Origin of the sequence: Rhizobium laguerreae, from assembly GCF_002008165.1 — a bacterium.
GTDB lineage: Bacteria > Pseudomonadota > Alphaproteobacteria > Rhizobiales > Rhizobiaceae > Rhizobium > Rhizobium laguerreae.
In genome coordinates this window covers 275494-293894 of sequence record NZ_MRDM01000014.1, presented here as the reverse complement: position 1 = coordinate 293894, position 18401 = coordinate 275494, and the positions used below count along the sequence as shown (strand labels likewise).

At 60.6% G+C, this 18401-nt stretch carries 18 protein-coding genes and 1 riboswitch; of the genes, 6 read left to right on the top strand and 12 right to left on the bottom strand.

Features of this window, described 5'->3' with window-relative positions; all coding sequences use genetic code 11:
• Positions 1-18: 18 nt before the first annotated feature.
• Positions 19-927: a DMT family transporter gene (locus BS630_RS17155; protein ID WP_077978353.1), complete on the bottom strand. Its 909-nt coding sequence runs from the start codon at positions 925-927 to the stop codon at positions 19-21.
• A gap of 338 nt (positions 928-1265) precedes the next feature.
• On the opposite strand from BS630_RS17155, the gene BS630_RS17150 reads away from it, so the two are divergent.
• Positions 1266-2033 (top strand): SDR family oxidoreductase, encoded by a 768-nt coding sequence (locus BS630_RS17150; RefSeq protein ID WP_025394827.1) that lies wholly within the window; start codon positions 1266-1268, stop codon positions 2031-2033.
• 86 nt (positions 2034-2119) lie between these two features.
• On the opposite strand, the gene ribB is transcribed toward BS630_RS17150, so the two are convergent.
• The 7 genes from ribB to BS630_RS17120 all read right to left on the bottom strand — a co-directional run bounded on the left by ribB (position 2120) and on the right by BS630_RS17120 (position 8603).
• On the bottom strand, positions 2120-2755 hold the full coding sequence (ribB, locus tag BS630_RS17145) for a 3,4-dihydroxy-2-butanone-4-phosphate synthase (RefSeq protein ID WP_077978352.1): 636 nt from the start codon (positions 2753-2755) through the stop codon (positions 2120-2122).
• Between the two features lie 126 nt (positions 2756-2881).
• A riboswitch (FMN riboswitch) is annotated at positions 2882-3031 on the bottom strand.
• A gap of 177 nt (positions 3032-3208) precedes the next feature.
• A complete protein-coding gene (locus tag BS630_RS17140) occupies positions 3209-3991 on the bottom strand; it encodes a glucose 1-dehydrogenase (protein ID WP_077978351.1) in 783 nt (260 codons plus the stop codon).
• 98 nt (positions 3992-4089) lie between these two features.
• Positions 4090-4230: a hypothetical protein gene (locus BS630_RS37380; protein ID WP_165940254.1), complete on the bottom strand. Its 141-nt coding sequence runs from the start codon at positions 4228-4230 to the stop codon at positions 4090-4092.
• Positions 4231-4258: 28 nt separating this feature from the next.
• A complete protein-coding gene (locus BS630_RS17135) occupies positions 4259-5047 on the bottom strand; it encodes an SDR family oxidoreductase (protein WP_003540277.1) in 789 nt (262 codons plus the stop codon).
• Between the two features lie 22 nt (positions 5048-5069).
• On the bottom strand, positions 5070-6548 hold the full coding sequence (locus BS630_RS17130) for a sugar ABC transporter ATP-binding protein (protein WP_077978350.1): 1479 nt from the start codon (positions 6546-6548) through the stop codon (positions 5070-5072).
• A gap of 27 nt (positions 6549-6575) precedes the next feature.
• Entirely contained in the window at positions 6576-7505 is a 930-nt protein-coding gene (locus BS630_RS17125; protein WP_077978349.1) for a sugar ABC transporter substrate-binding protein, read from the bottom strand.
• Positions 7506-7622: 117 nt separating this feature from the next.
• Entirely contained in the window at positions 7623-8603 is a 981-nt protein-coding gene (locus BS630_RS17120; RefSeq protein ID WP_077978348.1) for an ABC transporter permease, read from the bottom strand.
• A 205-nt stretch (positions 8604-8808) separates the two neighbouring features.
• Here BS630_RS17120 and BS630_RS17115 point away from each other — a divergent pair, with 205 nt between their 5' ends.
• From BS630_RS17115 to BS630_RS17100, 4 genes are all read left to right on the top strand, one after another.
• Complete coding sequence (locus BS630_RS17115) at positions 8809-9618, top strand: transketolase (RefSeq protein WP_077978347.1); 810 nt, start codon at positions 8809-8811, stop codon at positions 9616-9618.
• Entirely contained in the window at positions 9618-10574 is a 957-nt protein-coding gene (locus BS630_RS17110) for a transketolase family protein (protein WP_077978346.1), read from the top strand. The genes BS630_RS17115 and BS630_RS17110 overlap by 1 nt, the downstream gene beginning before the upstream one ends.
• Positions 10575-10642: 68 nt before the next feature.
• Positions 10643-12109, top strand: a complete 1467-nt coding sequence (locus BS630_RS17105; RefSeq protein ID WP_077978345.1) for an FGGY family carbohydrate kinase — start codon at positions 10643-10645, stop codon at positions 12107-12109.
• A 21-nt stretch (positions 12110-12130) separates the two neighbouring features.
• Positions 12131-13081 carry a sugar-binding transcriptional regulator gene (locus tag BS630_RS17100; RefSeq protein ID WP_077978344.1) on the top strand — a complete coding sequence of 317 codons (951 nt, stop codon included), beginning with the start codon at positions 12131-12133 and terminating at the stop codon, positions 13079-13081.
• Between the two features lie 21 nt (positions 13082-13102).
• Here BS630_RS17100 and BS630_RS17095 read toward each other — a convergent pair whose 3' ends face one another.
• Genes BS630_RS17095 through BS630_RS17085 form a run of 3 tightly spaced genes read right to left on the bottom strand, consistent with a single transcriptional unit; the run spans position 13103 to position 16062 of the window.
• Complete coding sequence (locus tag BS630_RS17095) at positions 13103-13855, bottom strand: ABC transporter ATP-binding protein (RefSeq protein WP_077978343.1); 753 nt, start codon at positions 13853-13855, stop codon at positions 13103-13105.
• On the bottom strand, positions 13849-14919 hold the full coding sequence (locus tag BS630_RS17090; protein WP_077978342.1) for a FecCD family ABC transporter permease: 1071 nt from the start codon (positions 14917-14919) through the stop codon (positions 13849-13851). Before BS630_RS17090 ends, BS630_RS17095 begins: the two co-directional genes overlap by 7 nt.
• Positions 14920-14925: 6 nt before the next feature.
• Entirely contained in the window at positions 14926-16062 is a 1137-nt protein-coding gene (locus BS630_RS17085; RefSeq protein WP_077978341.1) for an ABC transporter substrate-binding protein, read from the bottom strand.
• A 113-nt stretch (positions 16063-16175) separates the two neighbouring features.
• On the opposite strand from BS630_RS17085, the gene BS630_RS17080 reads away from it, so the two are divergent.
• Complete coding sequence (locus BS630_RS17080; protein ID WP_077978340.1) at positions 16176-16961, top strand: class I SAM-dependent methyltransferase; 786 nt, start codon at positions 16176-16178, stop codon at positions 16959-16961.
• Positions 16962-17246: 285 nt separating this feature from the next.
• On the opposite strand, the gene moaA is transcribed toward BS630_RS17080, so the two are convergent.
• The gene (gene moaA, locus BS630_RS17075) at positions 17247-18293 is read right to left on the bottom strand and encodes a GTP 3',8-cyclase MoaA (RefSeq protein ID WP_077978339.1); all 1047 of its coding nucleotides are present in this window, start codon (positions 18291-18293) and stop codon (positions 17247-17249) included.
• Positions 18294-18401: the final 108 nt, after the last annotated feature.

Genomic DNA, 18401 nt, shown 5'->3' with positions numbered 1-18401 from the left:
CTCAGCCATCATCTTGCTTCAGACGGGCGCGCGCGGAGCAGATTTCTGCGCGATCGGCGACACACGGCGCTTGGCCTCACGATAGAACGTATAGAGGCCGGAGGCGATGACGATCGCAGCCCCGACGAGCGTCCAGCTGTCAGGCACTTCGGCGAAGAAGAGGAAGCCGAGCAGAGAGGAGAAGATCAGGCTGGTATAGCGGAACGGCGCGACGAAAGAAATTTCGCCGGTGCGCATGGCGAGGATGACCGACTGGTAGCCGACGAGCACCAGCACCGATGCGAACACGAGATGCCCAAGCGCGTTAGCGCTGACCGGCTGCCAGCCGCCGAGCACCGGGATGAGGAGCGCGCCGAAGAAGGAGGCTGATATGGCGGTGATGACGGTTATCATCAGCGAGGGAATCTCGGGACTGATGCTCCGGGTGGCGAGATCGCGGCCAGCCGTCGTCAGCACCGCGGCAACGCAGAGGAGGGCGGCGGCGGTGAATCCCTCAGGGCCGGGGCGGATGATGATCATCACGCCGACGAGGCCGACGAGGATCGCCGACCAGCGCCGCCAACCAACCGGCTCGCCAAAGAAGAGCGCCGCACCGAAGGTGACGACCAACGGCAGCGACTGCAGGATCGCCGAGGCATTGGCGATCGGCATCATGCCGAGCGCGGTGATATAGGTGACGGCGGCGAGCGCCTCGCAGATGATCCTGAAGATGATCATCGGCTCCAGCACGATGCGCCAGGAACGCAGCGCGCCCATTCTCCAGGCGATCAGATAGACGAGCAGGCTGGTGAAGAGGCCGCGGAGGAACATGATCTCGCCGGCGTTCATATAGGCGATCACCGATTTGGACAGAGCGTCGCTTGCGGAAAAGCCGGCCATCGCCAAGCTCATATAGATTGCGCCCTCAGTATTGCGTGACCGCGGCATGAAGAGATTCCCGTTACCTGTGCGCTCCTTTTAGTCGCGAAGATGCATGAAGGGAATCGGATGAATGTCACACAAAGCATAAATCGATGATGCGGTGCACAATGGCGTCTACGTCAACGCAGGCGTGTGCGTGGAGGTCGCCGCAAACCGCCATTTACATGGTTTAATACCGATCCTTCCGACGCGGCGATCAAGGTTCGAACCTGACCCGGTGGCGCGTCGCTGTGACCGAAATCAGCGGCCATAGGCGGGTTTTTCCTTTCCCGCGCGGGAAACGGGTGGCTGCATCGCCTGATGTTTGAGATCTCAGATGCCGCAACAACGCAGGAGAAACCGATATGACTCTTCTGAACGACAAGATCGCCATCATCACCGGCGCAAGCTCCGGCATCGGCCGCGCGGCGGCGAAACTTTTTGCGCGGGAAGGCGCCAAGCTCGTGGTCAACGGCCGGCGGCAGGACGCGCTGGAGGTCGTCGTAGCCGAAATCGAGGCGGAGGGCGGTCAGGCCATCGCCATATCAGGCGATGTCAGGGACGAGGCGTTGCAGGCAAGCCTCGTGGAAACCGCTGTTTCGCGCTTCGGCGGGCTCGATATCGCCTTCAACAATGCCGGCATCATCGGCGACATGGCGCCTGTGGCTGGACTGGCGCTGGAAGGTTGGCGCGAGACGATCGAGACCAATCTTACCGCCGCCTTTCTCGGCGCTAAGCACCAGTCGGCGGCGATCGGAAACCGCGGCGGATCGCTGATCTTCACCTCGACTTTCGTCGGCCACACCGCCGGCATGCCTGGTATGGCCGCTTATGCGGCGAGCAAGGCGGGGCTGATCGGTTTCGTGCAGGTGCTCGCCGCTGAACTCGGGAGGCAGAACATCCGCGTCAACGCCCTACTTCCCGGCGGCACCGACACACCCGCCAGCATCACCAACGCGCCGGACGCCACGCCAGAAGTCCTTGCCTTCGTCGAGGGACTGCATGCGCTGAAACGCATGGCCCAACCCGAAGAGATCGCCAATGCGGCGCTTTTCCTCGCCTCCGACATGTCGAGCTTCGTGACCGGCACGGCGATGCTGGCTGACGGGGGCGTTTCGATCAGCCGGACTTAAGGCGGACAAGCGAAGGTGCCGTCAGGGTCATCACTGCGGCATGTTCTTTGTTGCGGCGGGCTATGCCGCCGCAACAAAGGCATCGATCAGGCGACCTCGCGTACGTCTTTTGCCGCCTGGCGTTCGAGATAGGCGACCAGATCCTCGATGGTGACGAGGAGGAGGTTGTGGCGTTTGGCAAAAAGGGTGAGTTCGGGCAGGCGCGACATGGTTCCGTCGTCATTGGCGACTTCGCAGATGACGCCGGCCGGGGTCCTTCCGGCGAGGCGGGCGAGATCGACGGCGGCTTCGGTGTGGCCGGGGCGACCGAGCACGCCGCGGGGGTTGGCGCGCAGCGGAAAGATGTGGCCGGGGCGGGCGAATTCGTCAGGCTTTGTGCGATCGTCGACGAGGGCGCTGATGGTCGCGGCGCGGTCCGCCGCAGAGATGCCCGTCGTCGTGCCCTTGAGATAATCGACCGAGACCGTGAAGGCGGTTTTGTGCGATTCCGTATTGTTGGGCACCATCAGCGGAATATCGAGCGCATCGAGGCGCTCGCCTTCCATGGCGATGCAGACGAGGCCACGGGCGTGGGTCATCATGAAGGCGATTGTTTCCGGGGTGACGGCATCGGCCGCGACCACGATATCGCCTTCGTTTTCCCGGTTCTGGTCATCGACGACGACGACCATCTTGCCGCTGGCAATGGCTGATATGGCATCTTCAATTGTTGCGATAGTCATGCTGTCTGGCCTTTCAAGGGTTATGTCAGCGGACTGACATGGTCTGCTCGGCTCAATCCGTGAGCGAGCCTTCTGCCCTTGGGCGAACAAACGTCGGCCGACTCCGGGATGGAGTGCGACTGCCCGTGTTGTCCTCTTCCATCCGGACTATACCGTCGGCTCCGGCATTCACCGGATCTGCTGACCTTCCGACAGGAGGTGCCGGAAGCGCTCGCGGGCTCCAGGATTGCTCCTGATACCGCCGGTGGGGAATTACACCCCGCCCTGAGAACATTTCAAAGATAGGATCAAAAACAGGCGGATGGCAAGGTCACACGACCGGGCAAAAATGCAAAGCTGCCCTAACGCCGATGGACACACTGTTCACAGGAGGCGACGACCGTGTCGCCCCAGTGCATCGTTGGTGGTTTGATCTTTGTCCCAAAACCGCTGCACACTTTTGGGCGAAATGTATCAGGACATGATCAGGCCGCCGTCGACATTGATCGTCTGGCCGGTGATATAGGCGGCATCCTCGCTGGCGAGGAAGGTCACCAGGCCGGCGACGTCTTCGCCGGAGCCGGCCCGTTTCATCGGGATGCCCTCGACCCATTCCTTCATCAACTCGCCGGGGGCGTAGTTGCCGAGCAGCTTGCCCCAGGCCTGGTCGTTATAGGCCCACATGTCGGTCTCGATGATGCCGGGGCAGAAGGCGTTGACGGTGATCTTCTCAGTCGCGACTTCCTTGGCCAGGCTCTGGGTGATGCCGACGACGCCCATTTTCGAGGCGGCATAATGCGGCGTGTAGATAAAGCCGTCACGGGCCTGGCCGGAAGCGGTGTTGATGATGCGGCCGCCGCGCTTGTGCTTGCGCATTCTCGATATCGCCTCCTGGGCGCAGAGGAAGACGCCCTTGGTGTTGACGGCCATGACCTTGTCCCACTCGTTTTCGGTCAGGTCCTCGACGCGGGCAATGGTGATGACGCCGGCGTTCTGGATCGAGACGTCGACCGAGCCGAATTCCTTCTCGGCGGCATCATAGAGGGCGGTGACGCTCGCCTTGTCGGTGACGTCGCCGATGAAGGAGATCGCCTTGCCGCCTTCGGCCCGGATCTGTTCGGCAACGCCGTGAACCAGCTCCTCGTTGGCCGAGACGACGAGATTGGCGCCTTCTTTCGCAAAGCGTTTGGCGATCGCCGCTCCGATGCCGCGGCTACCCCCGGTAATGACGACGGTCTTCTGCTCAAAGCGTTTCATGCTCTTTCCTTGTCCATCGATAAACAGCAAATCTGGATGCGAACTACCATGCGATCATCATTGGGAAGCTCAACTGGTTGTCGTGAATTCAGGCAGTCCTAAGCGCTGATGACGACGCCTGAGCTCTCCGTCCGTTCAATCAGCGCGAAGGGCGGGCAGACGACGATATCGCACGCCGTCGTGCCCGTTATTCCCTTCAGCGCCTCGATCTCAGCTAGGGAGGAAGCGAGATCGGTCACTTTCCCGCGGCGGCAATGAGCTTTCCCATCACCAGCAGCAGAAACCGCCGTCAACGAGAAGATCGACGCCGGTCACGAAACTCGCTGCATTCGACAGCAGGAACACCGCCGGACCTACCATCTCGTCCACCGCTGCCATGCGCTGCATCGGCGTCTGCTCTTCGAAGAGTTTGGTCTGGTGGACCATCTCCGGACGGGTGTTCATGGGCGTTGCCGTGTATCCGGGGGAGATGGTGTTGACGCGAATGCCGCGGTCGACCCATTCCATGGCCATAGACTTCGACATATGGATCACGCCCGCCTTGGAGGCGTTATAGTGCGCTTGGCTCAGCCCCCGGTTCACGATCACGCCGGACATGGAGGCGATATTGACGATGGAGCCGCGCCCATTTTTCAGCATGGCGCGAGCCTCTGCCTGGCAGGAAAGAAAGACGCCTTTGAGGTTGATATCCATCAACGTCTGATATTGGTCCTCCTCCATTTCTTCCGCTGCGTTCGCGTTCGCGATGCCCGCCGCGTTGACTGCAAGTGTCAATGGGCCGAGGTCTGCCTCAGTACGTGCTATTGCCTCTCCAAGGGAAGACTTGCTCGTGACATCCGCCGCGATCTGGATCGAGCGGCGGCCGGCGGCGCGAATATGTTCAGCCGTCTTGGCCAGTCCGTCGTCGGTTCGGCGGTCGAGCAGCGCCACGTCGGCGCCGCATTGCGCAAGGCCGATGGCAATGCGCTGACCAATACCGCTGCCGGCTCCGGTAACGATGGCAACCTGGCCGCTGAGATCGAAAAGCTTCGGGGCGTTCAGAGTGATGTCGGACACCGCTCTTCCTTTCTCTGTCTGTTTAGATGGTAGCTAGCTCCATGACCGCAACGTCATTTGCCTGGTCACGATTGAGAATCCCCGCCTGCTTGCCTTGCGCAAGCACGAGAATGCGATTGGAGACTCCGAGAACTTCTTCGAGGTCCGAGCTTACGACGATGACCGCGACGCCCTGTTTGGCAAGATTGACGATGATGTCGTAGATGCCCGCTCTGGCGCCGACGTCGATGCCTCTCGTAGGCTCGTCGAGCACGACGACCTTGGGATCGCGCATGAGCCACTTCGCGATCACGACCTTCTGCTGGTTGCCGCCGGATAGGTCCGAGGCGTGCTGTTCAGCACGGCCCTTTACCCCGAACTTGGCAACTGCTTTTTCTGCAAAGGAGCGCTTGACGCGCGGCGTGATCCAACCGCCGCCGAGTTTGTCAAGATTGGCATAGATAATGTTCTCGCTGATCCGGTGCCCGACGATCAGGCCTTGCTCCTTGCGGTCTTCCGGAACCATCACGATACCCTTGGCGATTGCGTCCGCCGGATCGCGCAGCCTGAGTTCCTCGCCTTCCAGCTTGATCGAACCAGCACTGATTGGGTCTGCTCCCGAAATCGCACGCACCAGTTCGGTGCGGCCGGCGCCGACCAATCCGGCGATCCCCAGAATTTCCCCGGCCCGGACCTCGAAGGTAACGTCACGGAACGAGTTGTCCGGCGAGCTCAGCCCGGACACCTGGAGTACGGGACGATCTGTCGGAACCGGCAGGGTAGGGAACAAGCGGTCAAGCGGGCGCCCGACCATGCTCTCGACAATCGTTCGCACCGGGGTCGCGCTGTCTGAGAATTCCTGCACGCGCTCGCCATCGCGAAGAACGACGATCCGGTCGGTTATTCGCTTGATCTCTTCCATGCGGTGGGAAATGTAAACGATGCCGACACCTTGTGAGCGAAGCTTCCGAACCTGTTCGAAGAGAGCTTCCGTCTCCGCGCCGCCAAGGGCGGCTGTCGGCTCATCGAGAATCAGGAGCTTTGCGTTGAGAGCCAGCGCCTTGGCGATCTCGATAAGTTGCTGATTTGCCGTGGAAAGGCCGGCGACCGTCCGCGTTGCGGGTATGTGAAGGTTCAAGCGAGCGAGCTGGTCCTGGGCCCGGCGAACCATCTGAGCGCGGTCGACGACGCCGTTCTTCATCGGCCAACGTCCGATGAACACGTTTTCCGCGATCGACAGCTGCGGCAGAAGCTGCAGCTCTTGGTGGATCAGGACAACGCCCTTATCGATCGCTTCCCTTGGTGTGGCCGGGGCATAAGGCTGCCCCAGCCACGTCATTGATCCTTCGGATGGTGTGCGGGACCCGGCGATGATGCCCGATAGCGTTGACTTGCCTGCTCCGTTTTCACCGAGAAGTGCAACTACCTCGCCCGGATAGACGTCCAAGCTGACATTCTTCAGAACCTGGAGCGGCCCATACCATTTGGATATGCCCCTCAGGGAAAGAACTGGATCAGTCACGGCACACCTCCTCTAGAATCGACTTCATTACGGATGGTTGGCGATGAAGCCTGCGACGTTTTCCTTGGTTGTCAGCGTGGCATCCAGGAGTTGGACCGGCGGCACTTTCTCCCCGGCAACAAGCTTGGCGGCGTTTTCAACCGCGTCGCGGCCCATCTTCTGCGTCTGCTGTGTCGCCGTTACGTTGAAGACGCCCTTGCTCAGCGCTTCGAGAGCTGCGGTGTCGCCATCGAAGCCGCCAACCACGATCTTCTGCGACGGATTGGCGACCTTGATCGCCTGCGCGGCGCCGAGGGCGAGGCCGTCGGCCTGGGCGAACACGATCGAAACGTCCGGATTTGCCTGCAGCATATTCTGCATGATCTGGAAGCCTTCGTCCTGGCTCCAGATGTTTGAGAATTGCTCGGCGACAACCTTGATGTCCGGATATGCCTTGAGAGATTCAGCGCAGCCCTTCGAACGATCGACTTCCGGCGTTGTGCCTTTCTGGCCGTGGATGATGACCATCTTCCCCTTGCCGCCGGCTTCCTTCAGGATGTAGTCGCATACGGCCTTGGCAGACGCGACGGAATCCGTTGCAAGGAAGGTATCGCCGGGTGCTCCCTCGGCGTTGCGGTCAACGTTCACGACCGGGATACCAGCGCTCTTCGCGAGCTTGACCGGAACGGTCGCAGCCGCCGCGCCGGCCGGAATGTAGATCAGCGCGTCGATTTTCTGGGTTAGAAGATCCTGGATCTGGTTGACCTGTGTCGGCCCGTCGCCCTTTGCGTCGACCGTGATGACTTCGATGCCGCGCTTTTTGGCTTCGGCTTCGACGGATTGTTTGATCTGGTTGAAGAAGTTTGCCTGAAGGTTGGCAACGGCCAGGCCGAGCTTCTTCAATTCCGCCGCATGTACGGGGCCAAGCATGAGACCGAGCAGGGCAGCAGACGCGAGCATGGTGCGCGCAATTTTCATTGTATTTCCTCCGTTGTTTGATGGAACCCTCGGGTATGTCCTCCCCCTCGGGGTATTGATCCGCCCCAAACCCGTGGAGCGGAATTCCTGGTCCGCCAACGCGGCGGACCTCGTTCGTTAGGCGCGACGCCGACGAATAGTCTCCGCGCCGACCGCGAGCACGATGACGATGCCGATGATCACTTGCTGCAGGAACGGTGAGACGTTGAGAAGATTGAGCCCGTTGCGAAGGACGCCGATGATAAGAACACCGATCAGCGTTCCACCGATGCCGCCCGCGCCGCCGGAGAGCGAAGTCCCGCCGATGACGACCGCGGCAATGGTGTCCAATTCATAGCCCAGACCACTGGACGGCTGGACGGAATCGAGCCTGGCGGCGAGCACGATGCCGGCGAGCCCCGCAAGGACGGCACTCACGATATAGACGGCTATCGTCACGAGCGGGACGTTGATACCGGCCAGGCGTGCGACTTCCGGATTTCCTCCCACCGCGTAGAGCATGCGACCTTCGGACCGGAAGTGCAGGAAAAGCCACGCGGCAAGAACAACCGCAAGCATGAGAAACACAGTGGCTGTCAACACGCCGAAATGGCGATCGATTGCCAGCATCATGAACCAGTCGGGGAATCCGACGATCTGCTGGCCGTCCGTGATCATATTTGCGACGCCGCGAGCCGCAGACATCATCGCAAGAGTGGCAATAAACGCTGGAACCCTGAACTGCGTCACCAGAAGTCCGACGATCAGGCCCGAAATGCCCGATGCGACCAGAGCAAAAACGACCCCGACCGGCAGCGGTAGGCCGGCGACATTCGCAGTCCAGCCCATCACCATCATCGCAAGAGCGAGCGCCGACCCGACGGAAAGATCGATGCCGCCGATCAGAATGACAAAGGTCATTCCGACGGCCATGATGCCGAGGACAGTGATCTGATCGAGGATGTTGAGACCGTTCCGAACCGAAAGAAACGTGTCGGTGCTGAGGCTCAGAAAGACGCAAAGCGCGAGCAGCCCCACGAGCGGGCCGGTGGCGCCCTTGAGTTTGCTCAACCAGGCCCCGGACGAAAGCCCGTGTTCATTGATATCGAGCGCCACCATTGTTCCTCCCTATGCCTAGGCTAATAGCTAATTCACTCTACGAATAAATATTCACTGATGCTGGAAAATGCATTAACAAGTTGCTTTCCGGCTGTCAACAGGATTTCTAGACTTGCAACTGTCGGTGTTCCACTTAAAGGGCTTGACTAATCGGTGACTTGTGCAAAAATATTGACGACTGAATATTTATGCATGAGAGGAATCCATGAATACGACAGAACTCGAGCGGGTCGCTCGCGAGATCCGATTGCGCGATCTCCAGGCGGTCTTTGAAGCGGGCGCCGGCCATATTGGCGGAGAGATGTCGGTCATCGACATTTTGACTGCCCTCTATTTTCGTGTGCTGAATGTTTGGCCCGATCAGCCGAAGCACCCCGACCGCGACAGGTTCGTTCTTTCGAAGGGACATACTGCATGCGCTCTGTATGTGACGCTCGCAAAACGCGGCTTCATCCCGGAGGAAGAGATTTCCACCTTTTTGCAGCCGCATTCGAGGCTGAACGGGCATCCAAATTGCAACAAGGTTCCTGGCGTCGAAACGAATACCGGGCCGCTCGGCCACGGCCTTCCAGTCGCAATAGGAATGGCAAAAGCCGCCAAGCTTTCAGGCGCGAAATATCACACCTATGTCGTCACCGGCGACGGTGAGATGCAGGAGGGCTCCAACTGGGAAGCGATCATGGCGGCCGCGCAGTTCAAGCTCGATAACTTGACGCTGGTCATCGACCACAACAGGTTCCAGCAGGGCGCCGCCCTGGCGGAAACCAACGACCTCGCCCCGCTTCGTCCGAAACTTGAAGCTTTCGATTGGGACGTCACCGAGATCAACGGGAACAATATGAGCGAAGTCGTGTCAGCCCTCGAACACCGGGTATCGAGACCGCATTGCATCGTGGCCCACACCAACAAGGGGCATGGAATCTCGTTCATGCAAGACCGAGTCGACTGGCATCACAAGGTACCGAGCAAGGAACAATACGAAATCGCATTGGCAGAATTGTCGGAGGCACTGTAATGAACGCGCCAATAAACGCACCCAAGCTCTACGATTGCCGCGACGCATTCGCCACTACGCTTGAGCGGCTGGCAGCCGAAAACGAAACGATCGTTGCCGTCTGCAACGACTCCGTGGGCTCCTCCAAGCTCGGCGGCTTCAAGGCGAAGTTTGGAGAGCGCCTCGTCAATGTCGGTATCGCTGAGCAGAACATGGTGGGGGTTGCAGCAGGCCTCGCCAATGGCGGACGCCTTCCGTTCGTGTGCGCCGCCGCTCCGTTTCTAACGGGACGGTCGCTGGAGCAGATCAAGGCCGATATTTCGTATTCGAATGCCAACGTCAAGCTGGTCGGCATTTCTTCTGGAATGGCGTATGGCGAACTCGGCCCGACCCATCACTCGATCGAGGATTTTGCCTGGACGCGGGTTCTGCCTAATCTTCCGGTCATTGCGCCTTGTGACCGCATCGAAACAGCTGCTGCGGTTGAGTGGGCCGCGGCCTACAACGGCCCCTGTTTCCTGCGTCTGTCTCGCGTAGGTGTGCCTGATCTGCTTCCGGAGGGTCACAAATTCGAACTTGGCAAGGCAAACCTCCTTCGCCAGGGTTCCGACGTCACCCTTATCGCAAACGGCACTTTGACTCATCGAATCTTAAAGGCTGCCGAGATCCTCGCAGAACGCGGTATCAACGCCAGAGTGCTCAACCTTGCAACGGTTCGTCCGATCGACGAGGACGCCATCATCGCCGCGGCGAAGGAAACCGGAGCTATCGTCACAGCCGAAGAGCATTCGATCTTTGGCGGGCTCGGTTCCGCGGTAGCCGAAGTGGTGGTCGACAATGCTCCAGTCCCGATGAAACGTCTCGGAGTTCCCGGCGTCTACGCTCCGACCGGTTCGGCAGAGTTCCTGCTCGACGAATTCGGGATGGCGCCGACCGCAATCGCCGACGCGGCGCAGTCGCTGATCAGGCGCAAGTAACTGGGATCACGTGACCAGCCCGGACGCTTTTTGTCGTCCCGGCTGCCGTCTGATCTGGGGAGGATAGAATGCGGGCAATTCTGGCAATTGACCAGGGAACCACCAATTCAAAGGCAGTTCTGGTTTCCGAAAAGGGAGAAATTGTTGGCAGAGGTTCGGCTCCAGTCGGCATCACCTATCCGAAACCAGGCTGGGTCGAACAAGACCCACGCCGGCTCTACGCATCCGTCTGCGAGGCGATCGACGCCTGCCTGAACGCCGCCCCCGACGTAGCTGTCGAGGCCGTGGCGATTTCCAATCAGCGCGAGTCAGTCACTGCTTGGGACGCCGAAACGGGAGAAGCACTTGGGCCGGTGGTAAGCTGGCAGTGCCGTCGCACGGCACAGGATTGCGAACGTCTTACTGTCGAAGGCCACCTTCACCGTGTGCAGGCGCTCACAGGCCTGCCACTGGATCCGATGTTCCCGGGTTCGAAATTCCGATGGCTGCTCGACCGTATTCCGGCCGGGCGATCGGTGCGGCTGGGAACGGTCGACAGTTGGCTCGTCCACTGCCTGACGGGCGGGCGCCGGCATGTTTGCGACGCTTCCAATGCCGCCAGGAGCCAGTTGTTCGATCTCCGGGAGCAGAGATGGAGCGAGGAACTTGGCGAGATTTTCGACGTGGATATCGCGCTCCTCCCCGAGGTACTCGACAGCTCTGCCGACTTCGGCAGGACGCAAGGGTTGCCAGGCGTGCCGGATGGAACTCCGATAATGGCCGTGATCGGAGACAGTCATGCTGCGCTGTTCGGTCATGGAGCATTCAAGCCGGGTGATGGCAAGGTAACCTTCGGAACCGGCTCTTCGGTGATGACGACGCTTCCGCGATTTATTCCCCCACGCAACGGCGTCACAACGACCGTCGCATGGCGTCTCCATGGAAAGCCGACTTTCGCTTTCGAAGGCAATATTCTCGTCTGCGCCGCCAGTCTCCCCTGGATGGCAGGCATTCTCGGCCTTTCGGACGTGGCGGCCCTTGTCGAACTTGCGGCGAGCGCCGAACCGGGCGGACCGGGCTTCGTGCCGGCATTCGTGGGACTGAGCGCACCTTATTGGAACTCCGACGCCCGTGCCCTGTTCTCCCAGATCAACTTCAATACGACACGTGCGCAAATGGCGCGCTCGGTAACCGACTCGATCGCTTTCCAGGTGCACGACGTGATCGCCGCCATGCGAGCACAAAGCGGCGGCGAGCTCGGGGCGCTCTATGTGGACGGCGGACCGAGCCAAAACCGCTTCCTGATGCAGTGTGTCTCGAACCTCATCGAGCATCCCGTCATCCAATGCGAAGCACCCGAGGCGTCGGCTTTGGGAGCCGCATATCTCGCGGGTCTCTCACTTGGCTTGTGGAGAGATCTTCAGGTTATCGCGGAGCTGCCCCGGAGCTCACATATCATTGACCCGGAACCCGTGGATCGAGCGGTGCTTCTGAATACCTGGAATGATGCACTTGCCCGCTCGACGGCACGCGAAACAACGGCTAATGATGAATAAAAATTCACCCTAGGATTAGCGATGACTCGCCTCAATGAACTCCGCCTCATCTCAAGGGTCGCCCAGATGTACCACTTGGAGGGGCGGCGACAGGCGGAGATCGCACAGCACCTTCGCCTGTCGCAGGCGACAGTGTCGCGCATGCTCAAGCGTGCCGAGGCCGAAGATATTGTGCGAACCAGCGTGACCCCTCCCGTTGGCACCTACAGCGAGCTTGAGAGCACGCTTCGCGAAAGATACGATCTACCGGAGGCGATCGTCGTTGAGTGTACGGAAGATCGGGACGGCGCCATCATGGCCCGTATCGGAGAGGCAGCGGCTCATCTCTTGGAGGTGACGCTTGCGCCAGGGGAGATCATCGGCGTTTCGAGTTGGAGCCAGACCATCTCCAAGATGGTCGAGAACATTCATCCCCTGAAGAGCGCTCCGGCGAAATACGTCGTCCAGACCCTTGGCGGCATGGGCGATCCTTCAGTGCAGACGCATGCGACGCAGCTTACCACGCGGCTTGCTCGGCTGACCGGCGCTGAGCCGAAACTGCTCGCTGTGCAGGGCGTTACAACGTCCAGAGAGGCAAAGCTTCTTATGCAGGCCGATCCATACGTTCGGGAGACGATGGACCTGTTCGGCAGCATAACGCTTGCGATTGTCGGGATCGGAGCAGTCGAACCGTCCGAACTTCTCGCCCGGTCCGGCAACATCTTTTCGTCTCGCGAACTGTCTGATCTCGCGGAAGCGGGAGCCGTCGGCGATATCTCTCTTCGCTTCTTCGATAAGAACGGCAAGCCGGTCAAGACGCCCTTGGACGACCGGGTTATCGGCCTTCCACTCGAGGATCTTGAACGAGTGGACCGGGTCATTGCTCTTGCCGGCGGATCCAAAAAGACTGACGCGATTGCAGGCGCGCTCCGCGTGGGGGTCATCGACATGCTTGTTACGGACAAGTTTACCGCGCAGCGATTGATCAACTGACGAGGCAGGCTGTTGCCCACCTCAATGCGCTGTCCCATCCACGATCACATGATCGTATTCCATCGAGCATCTCTCGACCCGGGCCTCGACCCGGTAGATCTCCCGCAGCATCTCGGCGGTGACGACGTCGCGGGGGGTGCCGCAGGCGTGCATGCGGCCGTTGGCGATGACGAGGACCTTGTCGGCGAAGCGGAGCGCCTGGTTGAGGTCGTGGATGGCGATCAGCACGATCATGCCCTTGGTGCGGGCCTGGCGGCGCATGAAATCGAGGACCTCGACCTGGCGGTGCAAGTCGAGCGCACTGGTCGGTTCGTCCATCAGCATGATCTCGGGTTCGCGCACCAGGGCCTGGGCGATCGAGACGAGCTGGCGCTGGCCGCCGGAAAGCGCGCCGAGATCGCGGAAGGCGATGGCGTTGATATCGAGCGCTTTCATGATCTCGTCGATGAAGCGCAGGTCGCTGTCGCTGACGGCCCAGGACTGGCCCTGCTTGCGGGCAAGCAGGATGGATTCGTAGACCGTCAGCACGGCGTTTGCCGAGGTATCCTGCGGCATGTAGCCGATGGCGTTTTTTGCCTTCGAGCCTTCGACGACGACCTGGCCCGGCCCCTTGAGCAGGCCGGTGATGCGCTTGAAGAGCGTCGACTTGCCTGCGGCATTCGGGCCGATCACGGCCACGACCTCGCCCGATGTCATCACCGGCGTCGTCACGTCCTCGACGAAGAGCTTGCGACCGTGATAGGCGCCGACCGACTGCAACTGAAGCGCTACCACGACCGGCTCCTGTTCGAGAGGATGAGCGAGAAGAAGAACGGCACGCCGACCAGGGCGGTTATGATGCCGATCGGAAAGACGACACCTGGGATGATCGACTTCGAGACGATCGAGGTCAGTGACAAGAGCAGCGCGCCCGACAGGATCGAGCCCGGCAGGAAGAAGCGCTGATCCTCGCCGAGGATCATGCGGGCGATATGCGGCCCGACGAGGCCGACGAAACCGATTGTGCCGACGAAGCTGACGGGCACTGCGGCAAGCAGCGAGACCACGAGCATGGTTTCCAGCCGGATGCGGCGGACGTTGACGCCGAAGCTAGCGGCCTTGTCCTCGCCGAGGCGGATGGCCGTCAGCGCCCAGGCATTGCGGGCAAAGAGGGGAAGTGCTGCCAGAAGAACGGCGAGCGTCACCCAGATCTTTGGCCAAGTGGCCTTGGTGAGGCTGCCCATCGTCCAGAACACGACGGCCGACAGCGCCTGTTCTGAGGCGAGATATTGCAGGAAGGCGAGCAAGGCATTGAAGGTGAAGACCAGCGCGATGCCGAGCAACACCACCGTCTGCACCGAGACGCCGCGGGCCTGCGAGACGAAATGGATGAAGAGCGTGGCGATCAGCGCCATGATGAAGGCATTGACCGGCACCAGCAGGCCGGCCGCAACAGGCAGAAGCGGAACGCTGGTGACGATCGCCAGGGCGGCACCGAAGCTTGCCGCCGCCGAAATGCCGAGCGTGAAGGGGCTGGCGAGCGGATTGGCGAGGATCGTCTGCATCTGTGCGCCGGCGACGGAGAGCGAGGCGCCCACGACGATCGCCATCACCGCAACCGGCATGCGGATGCCCCAGACGACGGCGCGCACCTGATCCGAAACGGAGGAGGGGTCGAGAAGGGCGGCGACTACTTCACTAAGGCTGTAGCGGGCCGGGCCCCAGGCGAGATCGACGGCAAAGGACAGGCAGAGCGCAGCCGTCATGGCGGCAAGGATCAGCAGCTTGCGCCGGGCGAGGGCGCGGTAGCGCTCCCTCCCGGCTTCGGCTTCTATCGATATGGCGGCGATCTCGGCCATGTCGGATTACTGACCCGCCTTGGCGTCGACCCAGTAACCCGGCTGATAGGCGACCGGCAGGAATTTTTCGTGGAATTCCTTGAAGGTGGCATCGGGATCGAGATCGGCAAAGAGGTTCGGATGGAACCACTTGGCCAGTTGCTGGACGGCGACGAACTGGTAGGGGCTGGTATAAAACTGGTGCCAGATCGCATGGACATTGCCGCCGGCAACCGCCCTGGAGCCGGTGAAGGCAGGATTTTCCATCAGCGTGTTCAGCGCCTTGCGGCTGTCGTCGAAGGTGGCGGCAGCATTCGGGCCGACATTCACAAAGTCCTTGGCATTCTTGGTCTGGCTCCAGTTGGAGCCGGTGACGACGATGACATCAGGATTGGAGGCGACGACCTGCTCGGCATTGATCGAGCCGGTATAGCCAGGCAGGAAATCGGAGCCGAGATTGTGGCCGCCGGCCCAATCGACCATCAGTCCGAAATTGTCGGGGCCGAAAGTGCCGCAGCACTCCACCAGACCTGCGGCGCGGTACATGAAGACATTCGGCTTCGGCGGATTGGCGGCCTTCAGCTTGTCGGTCACGCGCGCCATCTGCTCTTTCCAGAAGCTGGCGACGGCTTCGGCGCGGTCCTCATGGCCGAAGATCTGGCCGAGAATCTTCAGGCTCGGCTCGGTGTTGGCGAGAATGTGCTCGCGGAAATCGATATAGACGATCTTCACGCCGATGCCGGCGAGCATGTCCTCGAGCTTCACTTCGTCGGCGGCCGTCTTGTTGCCGATCGGCAGCAGCAGCACATCGGGATGAAGCTTGACGACCGTCTCGGTCTGCAGCGTTCCGTCGGTCAGGTTGCCCAGAAAGGGCAGGTCCTTGCCCTTCGGAAACTTCTCGACATAGGCGTTGAAGCCGTCCTTGTCGGTGGTCCAGAGATCGTTGCGCCAGCCGACGATCTTGGCGAAGGGATCGTCCTTCTCGATCGGCGCGACGGCGTAGAGCATGCGGCCTTCCCCAAGGATCACTCGCTCGACCGGCTTGTCGAAGCTCACTTCACGACCGGCCACATCCTTGATGGTAAAGGATTGCGCAAGCGCCGAAAGCGGCATCAGGCCCGCAACGGCGAATGCTGAGGCTGCGAGCGTTTTCACGAAATTCATCTGGAAATTCCCCCGAGGTCTGAATAATGTCCGCAGGCATAGGAAATATGACTTTGTGAATCAAGTTATATGTTTTAGAGCGTTTCCAAACTGATGCCGTGCCGGGGGCTGCGATGAATTCCATGAATACCAATTACTCCATCCGAGACGAAATCCGCGACTTCTGGTCGGAACGGGCGGCGACCTTCGACCAGAGCGTCGGCCATGAAATCTTTTCGGAAGCGGAGCGCAAAGGCTGGCAGCGGCTGATCAGAAAACATCTCGGCGAGGGCGAAGGGCGCGCGGCACTCGATCTCGCCTGCGGCACCGCCGTGATTTCGCATCTGATGAACGATGTCGGCTTCAAGGTGACCGGGTTGGACTGGTCGGATGCGATGCTGGCGCAGGCGCGTGCCAAGGCGAAGAAGCGCGGCACCGATATCCGTTTCGTTTCCGGCGACGCCGAAAACACCATGGAGCCTAAGGACAGCTACGACGTCATCACCAACCGCCATCTCGTCTGGACGCTGGTGGACCCGGCTTCGGCCTTCAAGGAATGGTTCTCGGTATTGAAGCCGGGCGGCAAGGTGCTGATCCTCGACGGCAATATGGGCAAGGAAACCTGGGTCAAGGGCCTGCAGAAGCTCTGGACGAAGGTAACAGGCAAGCCGCCGGCGAGCCACATGTCGCCGGAGATGATGGCGCGGCACCAGAAGATCCGCTCACGCGTGCATTTCTCCAGCCAGATGCCGGCCGAAGCAGTCGTCGATCTTCTGCGCCATGCCGGTTTTACGGATATTGTCGTCGACCGCAAACTCGCCGACATCCATTGGGCGCAGGCTCGCAAGATGCCGTTCCTGCGGGGGCTGGAGCGGATGGTGCAGGAGCGGTTTGCGATTTGTGCGCGCAAGCCTGGCTGATGGGGTTACGGCTCCCCCTTCTCCCAAGCGGGGAGAGAAGATGCCCGTGAGGGCAGATGAGGGGTGAGCGACGATAGGAGCGATGCGCTGAGCGAAAGCGAAGGGCAATCAATGAAGTAGTGCCGTGCGGTCCCCTCATCCGACCCTTCGGGCCACCTTCTCCCCGCTGGGGAGAAGAGAAAAGGGAGTCTGCCGCACCGTATCCCGGCCCTTCGCATGGCTCAGGGCGTTCGAAGCTGCAATTGATTCACTGGATCGATTGCTCCCGCTTTGCGGGACCGCTTCTCACCCACCAGTGACACTCATATGCCTGGCGACGGCAGGACGATTATGCGTGCGGTCGATGATGAAGTCGTGGCCTTTGGGTTTGCGGGTGATGGCTTCGTCGATGGCAGTGCGGAGGAGGGCGTCGTCTTCGGTGGCGCGGAGTGCGGCGCGGAGATCGGCGGCGTCGTTCTGGCCGAGGCACATGTAGAGCGTGCCAGTGCAGGTGAGGCGGACGCGGTTGCAGCTTTCGCAGAAATTATGGGTCATCGGTGTGATGAAGCCGAGGCGGCCGCCGGTTTCTTCGACCCTCACGTAACGCGCCGGGCCGCCGGTCTGGTAATCGATGTCAGCAAGGGTGAACTGCTCTTCGAGATCGGCGCGCAGCTTTGAAAGCGGCATATACTGGTCGGTGCGGTCTTCTTCGATCTCGCCCATCGGCATGGTTTCGATGACGGTGAGATCCATGCCGCGGCCATGGGCGAAGCGCAGCAGCTCCGGCATCTCGGCATCGTTGAAATCCTTCAGCGCCACGGCATTGAGCTTGATCTTCAGCCCGGCTTTCTCTGCCGCGTCGATGCCTTCCATGACCTTGGCGAAATCACCCCAGCGGGTGATCTTGCGAAACTTGTCGGGGTCGAGCGTATCCAGCGAGACGTTGATCCGGCGCACACCGCAATCATAGAGCTCCTCGGCATGGCGGGAAAGCTGTGAGCCGTTGGTGGTCAGCGTCAATTCGTCGAGGCCGGAGCCGATCTTTTGGCCGAGCTGGCGCACCAGATACATGATGTTCTTGCGCACCAAAGGTTCGCCGCCGGTCAGCCTGATCTTGCTGACACCCTTGGCGATGAAGGCGGAACAGAGCCGGTCGAGCTCTTCCAGCGTCAAGAGATCCTTCTTCGGCAGGAAGGTCATATTCTCCGCCATGCAATAGGTGCAGCGGAAATCGCAGCGGTCGGTGACGGAGACGCGGAGGTAGGTGACCGCCCGCCCGAAGGGGTCGATCATCGGGTGTGCATCCGCCAACAGCGGCGATGCATTGCCTATCGTTCCGACTCTGGTGTTCACTTGGATCTCCGTAGTCACATCAATGTGGGCATATGCTATTGCCGCGTCAAGGGAAACAGCCCGCGCGGGCATGCCAATTTCAGCTTGCGCTGAAAAAGATCAGCGCCT

Bases quoted from the DNA above. Each gene is read 5' to 3' on its own strand.
- BS630_RS17155 (WP_077978353.1), bottom strand. From the start codon at position 927: ATGCCGCGGTCACGCAATACTGAGGGCGCAATCTATATGAGCTTGGCG.
- BS630_RS17150 (WP_025394827.1), top strand. From the start codon at position 1,266: ATGACTCTTCTGAACGACAAGATCGCCATCATCACCGGCGCAAGCTCC.
- ribB (WP_077978352.1), bottom strand. From the start codon at position 2,755: ATGACTATCGCAACAATTGAAGATGCCATATCAGCCATTGCCAGCGGC.
- BS630_RS17140 (WP_077978351.1), bottom strand. From the start codon at position 3,991: ATGAAACGCTTTGAGCAGAAGACCGTCGTCATTACCGGGGGTAGCCGC.
- BS630_RS17125 (WP_077978349.1), bottom strand. From the start codon at position 7,505: ATGAAAATTGCGCGCACCATGCTCGCGTCTGCTGCCCTGCTCGGTCTC.
- BS630_RS17120 (WP_077978348.1), bottom strand. From the start codon at position 8,603: ATGGTGGCGCTCGATATCAATGAACACGGGCTTTCGTCCGGGGCCTGG.
- BS630_RS17115 (WP_077978347.1), top strand. From the start codon at position 8,809: ATGAATACGACAGAACTCGAGCGGGTCGCTCGCGAGATCCGATTGCGC.
- BS630_RS17110 (WP_077978346.1), top strand. From the start codon at position 9,618: ATGAACGCGCCAATAAACGCACCCAAGCTCTACGATTGCCGCGACGCA.
- BS630_RS17105 (WP_077978345.1), top strand. From the start codon at position 10,643: ATGCGGGCAATTCTGGCAATTGACCAGGGAACCACCAATTCAAAGGCA.
- BS630_RS17100 (WP_077978344.1), top strand. From the start codon at position 12,131: ATGACTCGCCTCAATGAACTCCGCCTCATCTCAAGGGTCGCCCAGATG.
- BS630_RS17090 (WP_077978342.1), bottom strand. From the start codon at position 14,919: ATGGCCGAGATCGCCGCCATATCGATAGAAGCCGAAGCCGGGAGGGAG.
- BS630_RS17085 (WP_077978341.1), bottom strand. From the start codon at position 16,062: ATGAATTTCGTGAAAACGCTCGCAGCCTCAGCATTCGCCGTTGCGGGC.
- BS630_RS17080 (WP_077978340.1), top strand. From the start codon at position 16,176: ATGAATTCCATGAATACCAATTACTCCATCCGAGACGAAATCCGCGAC.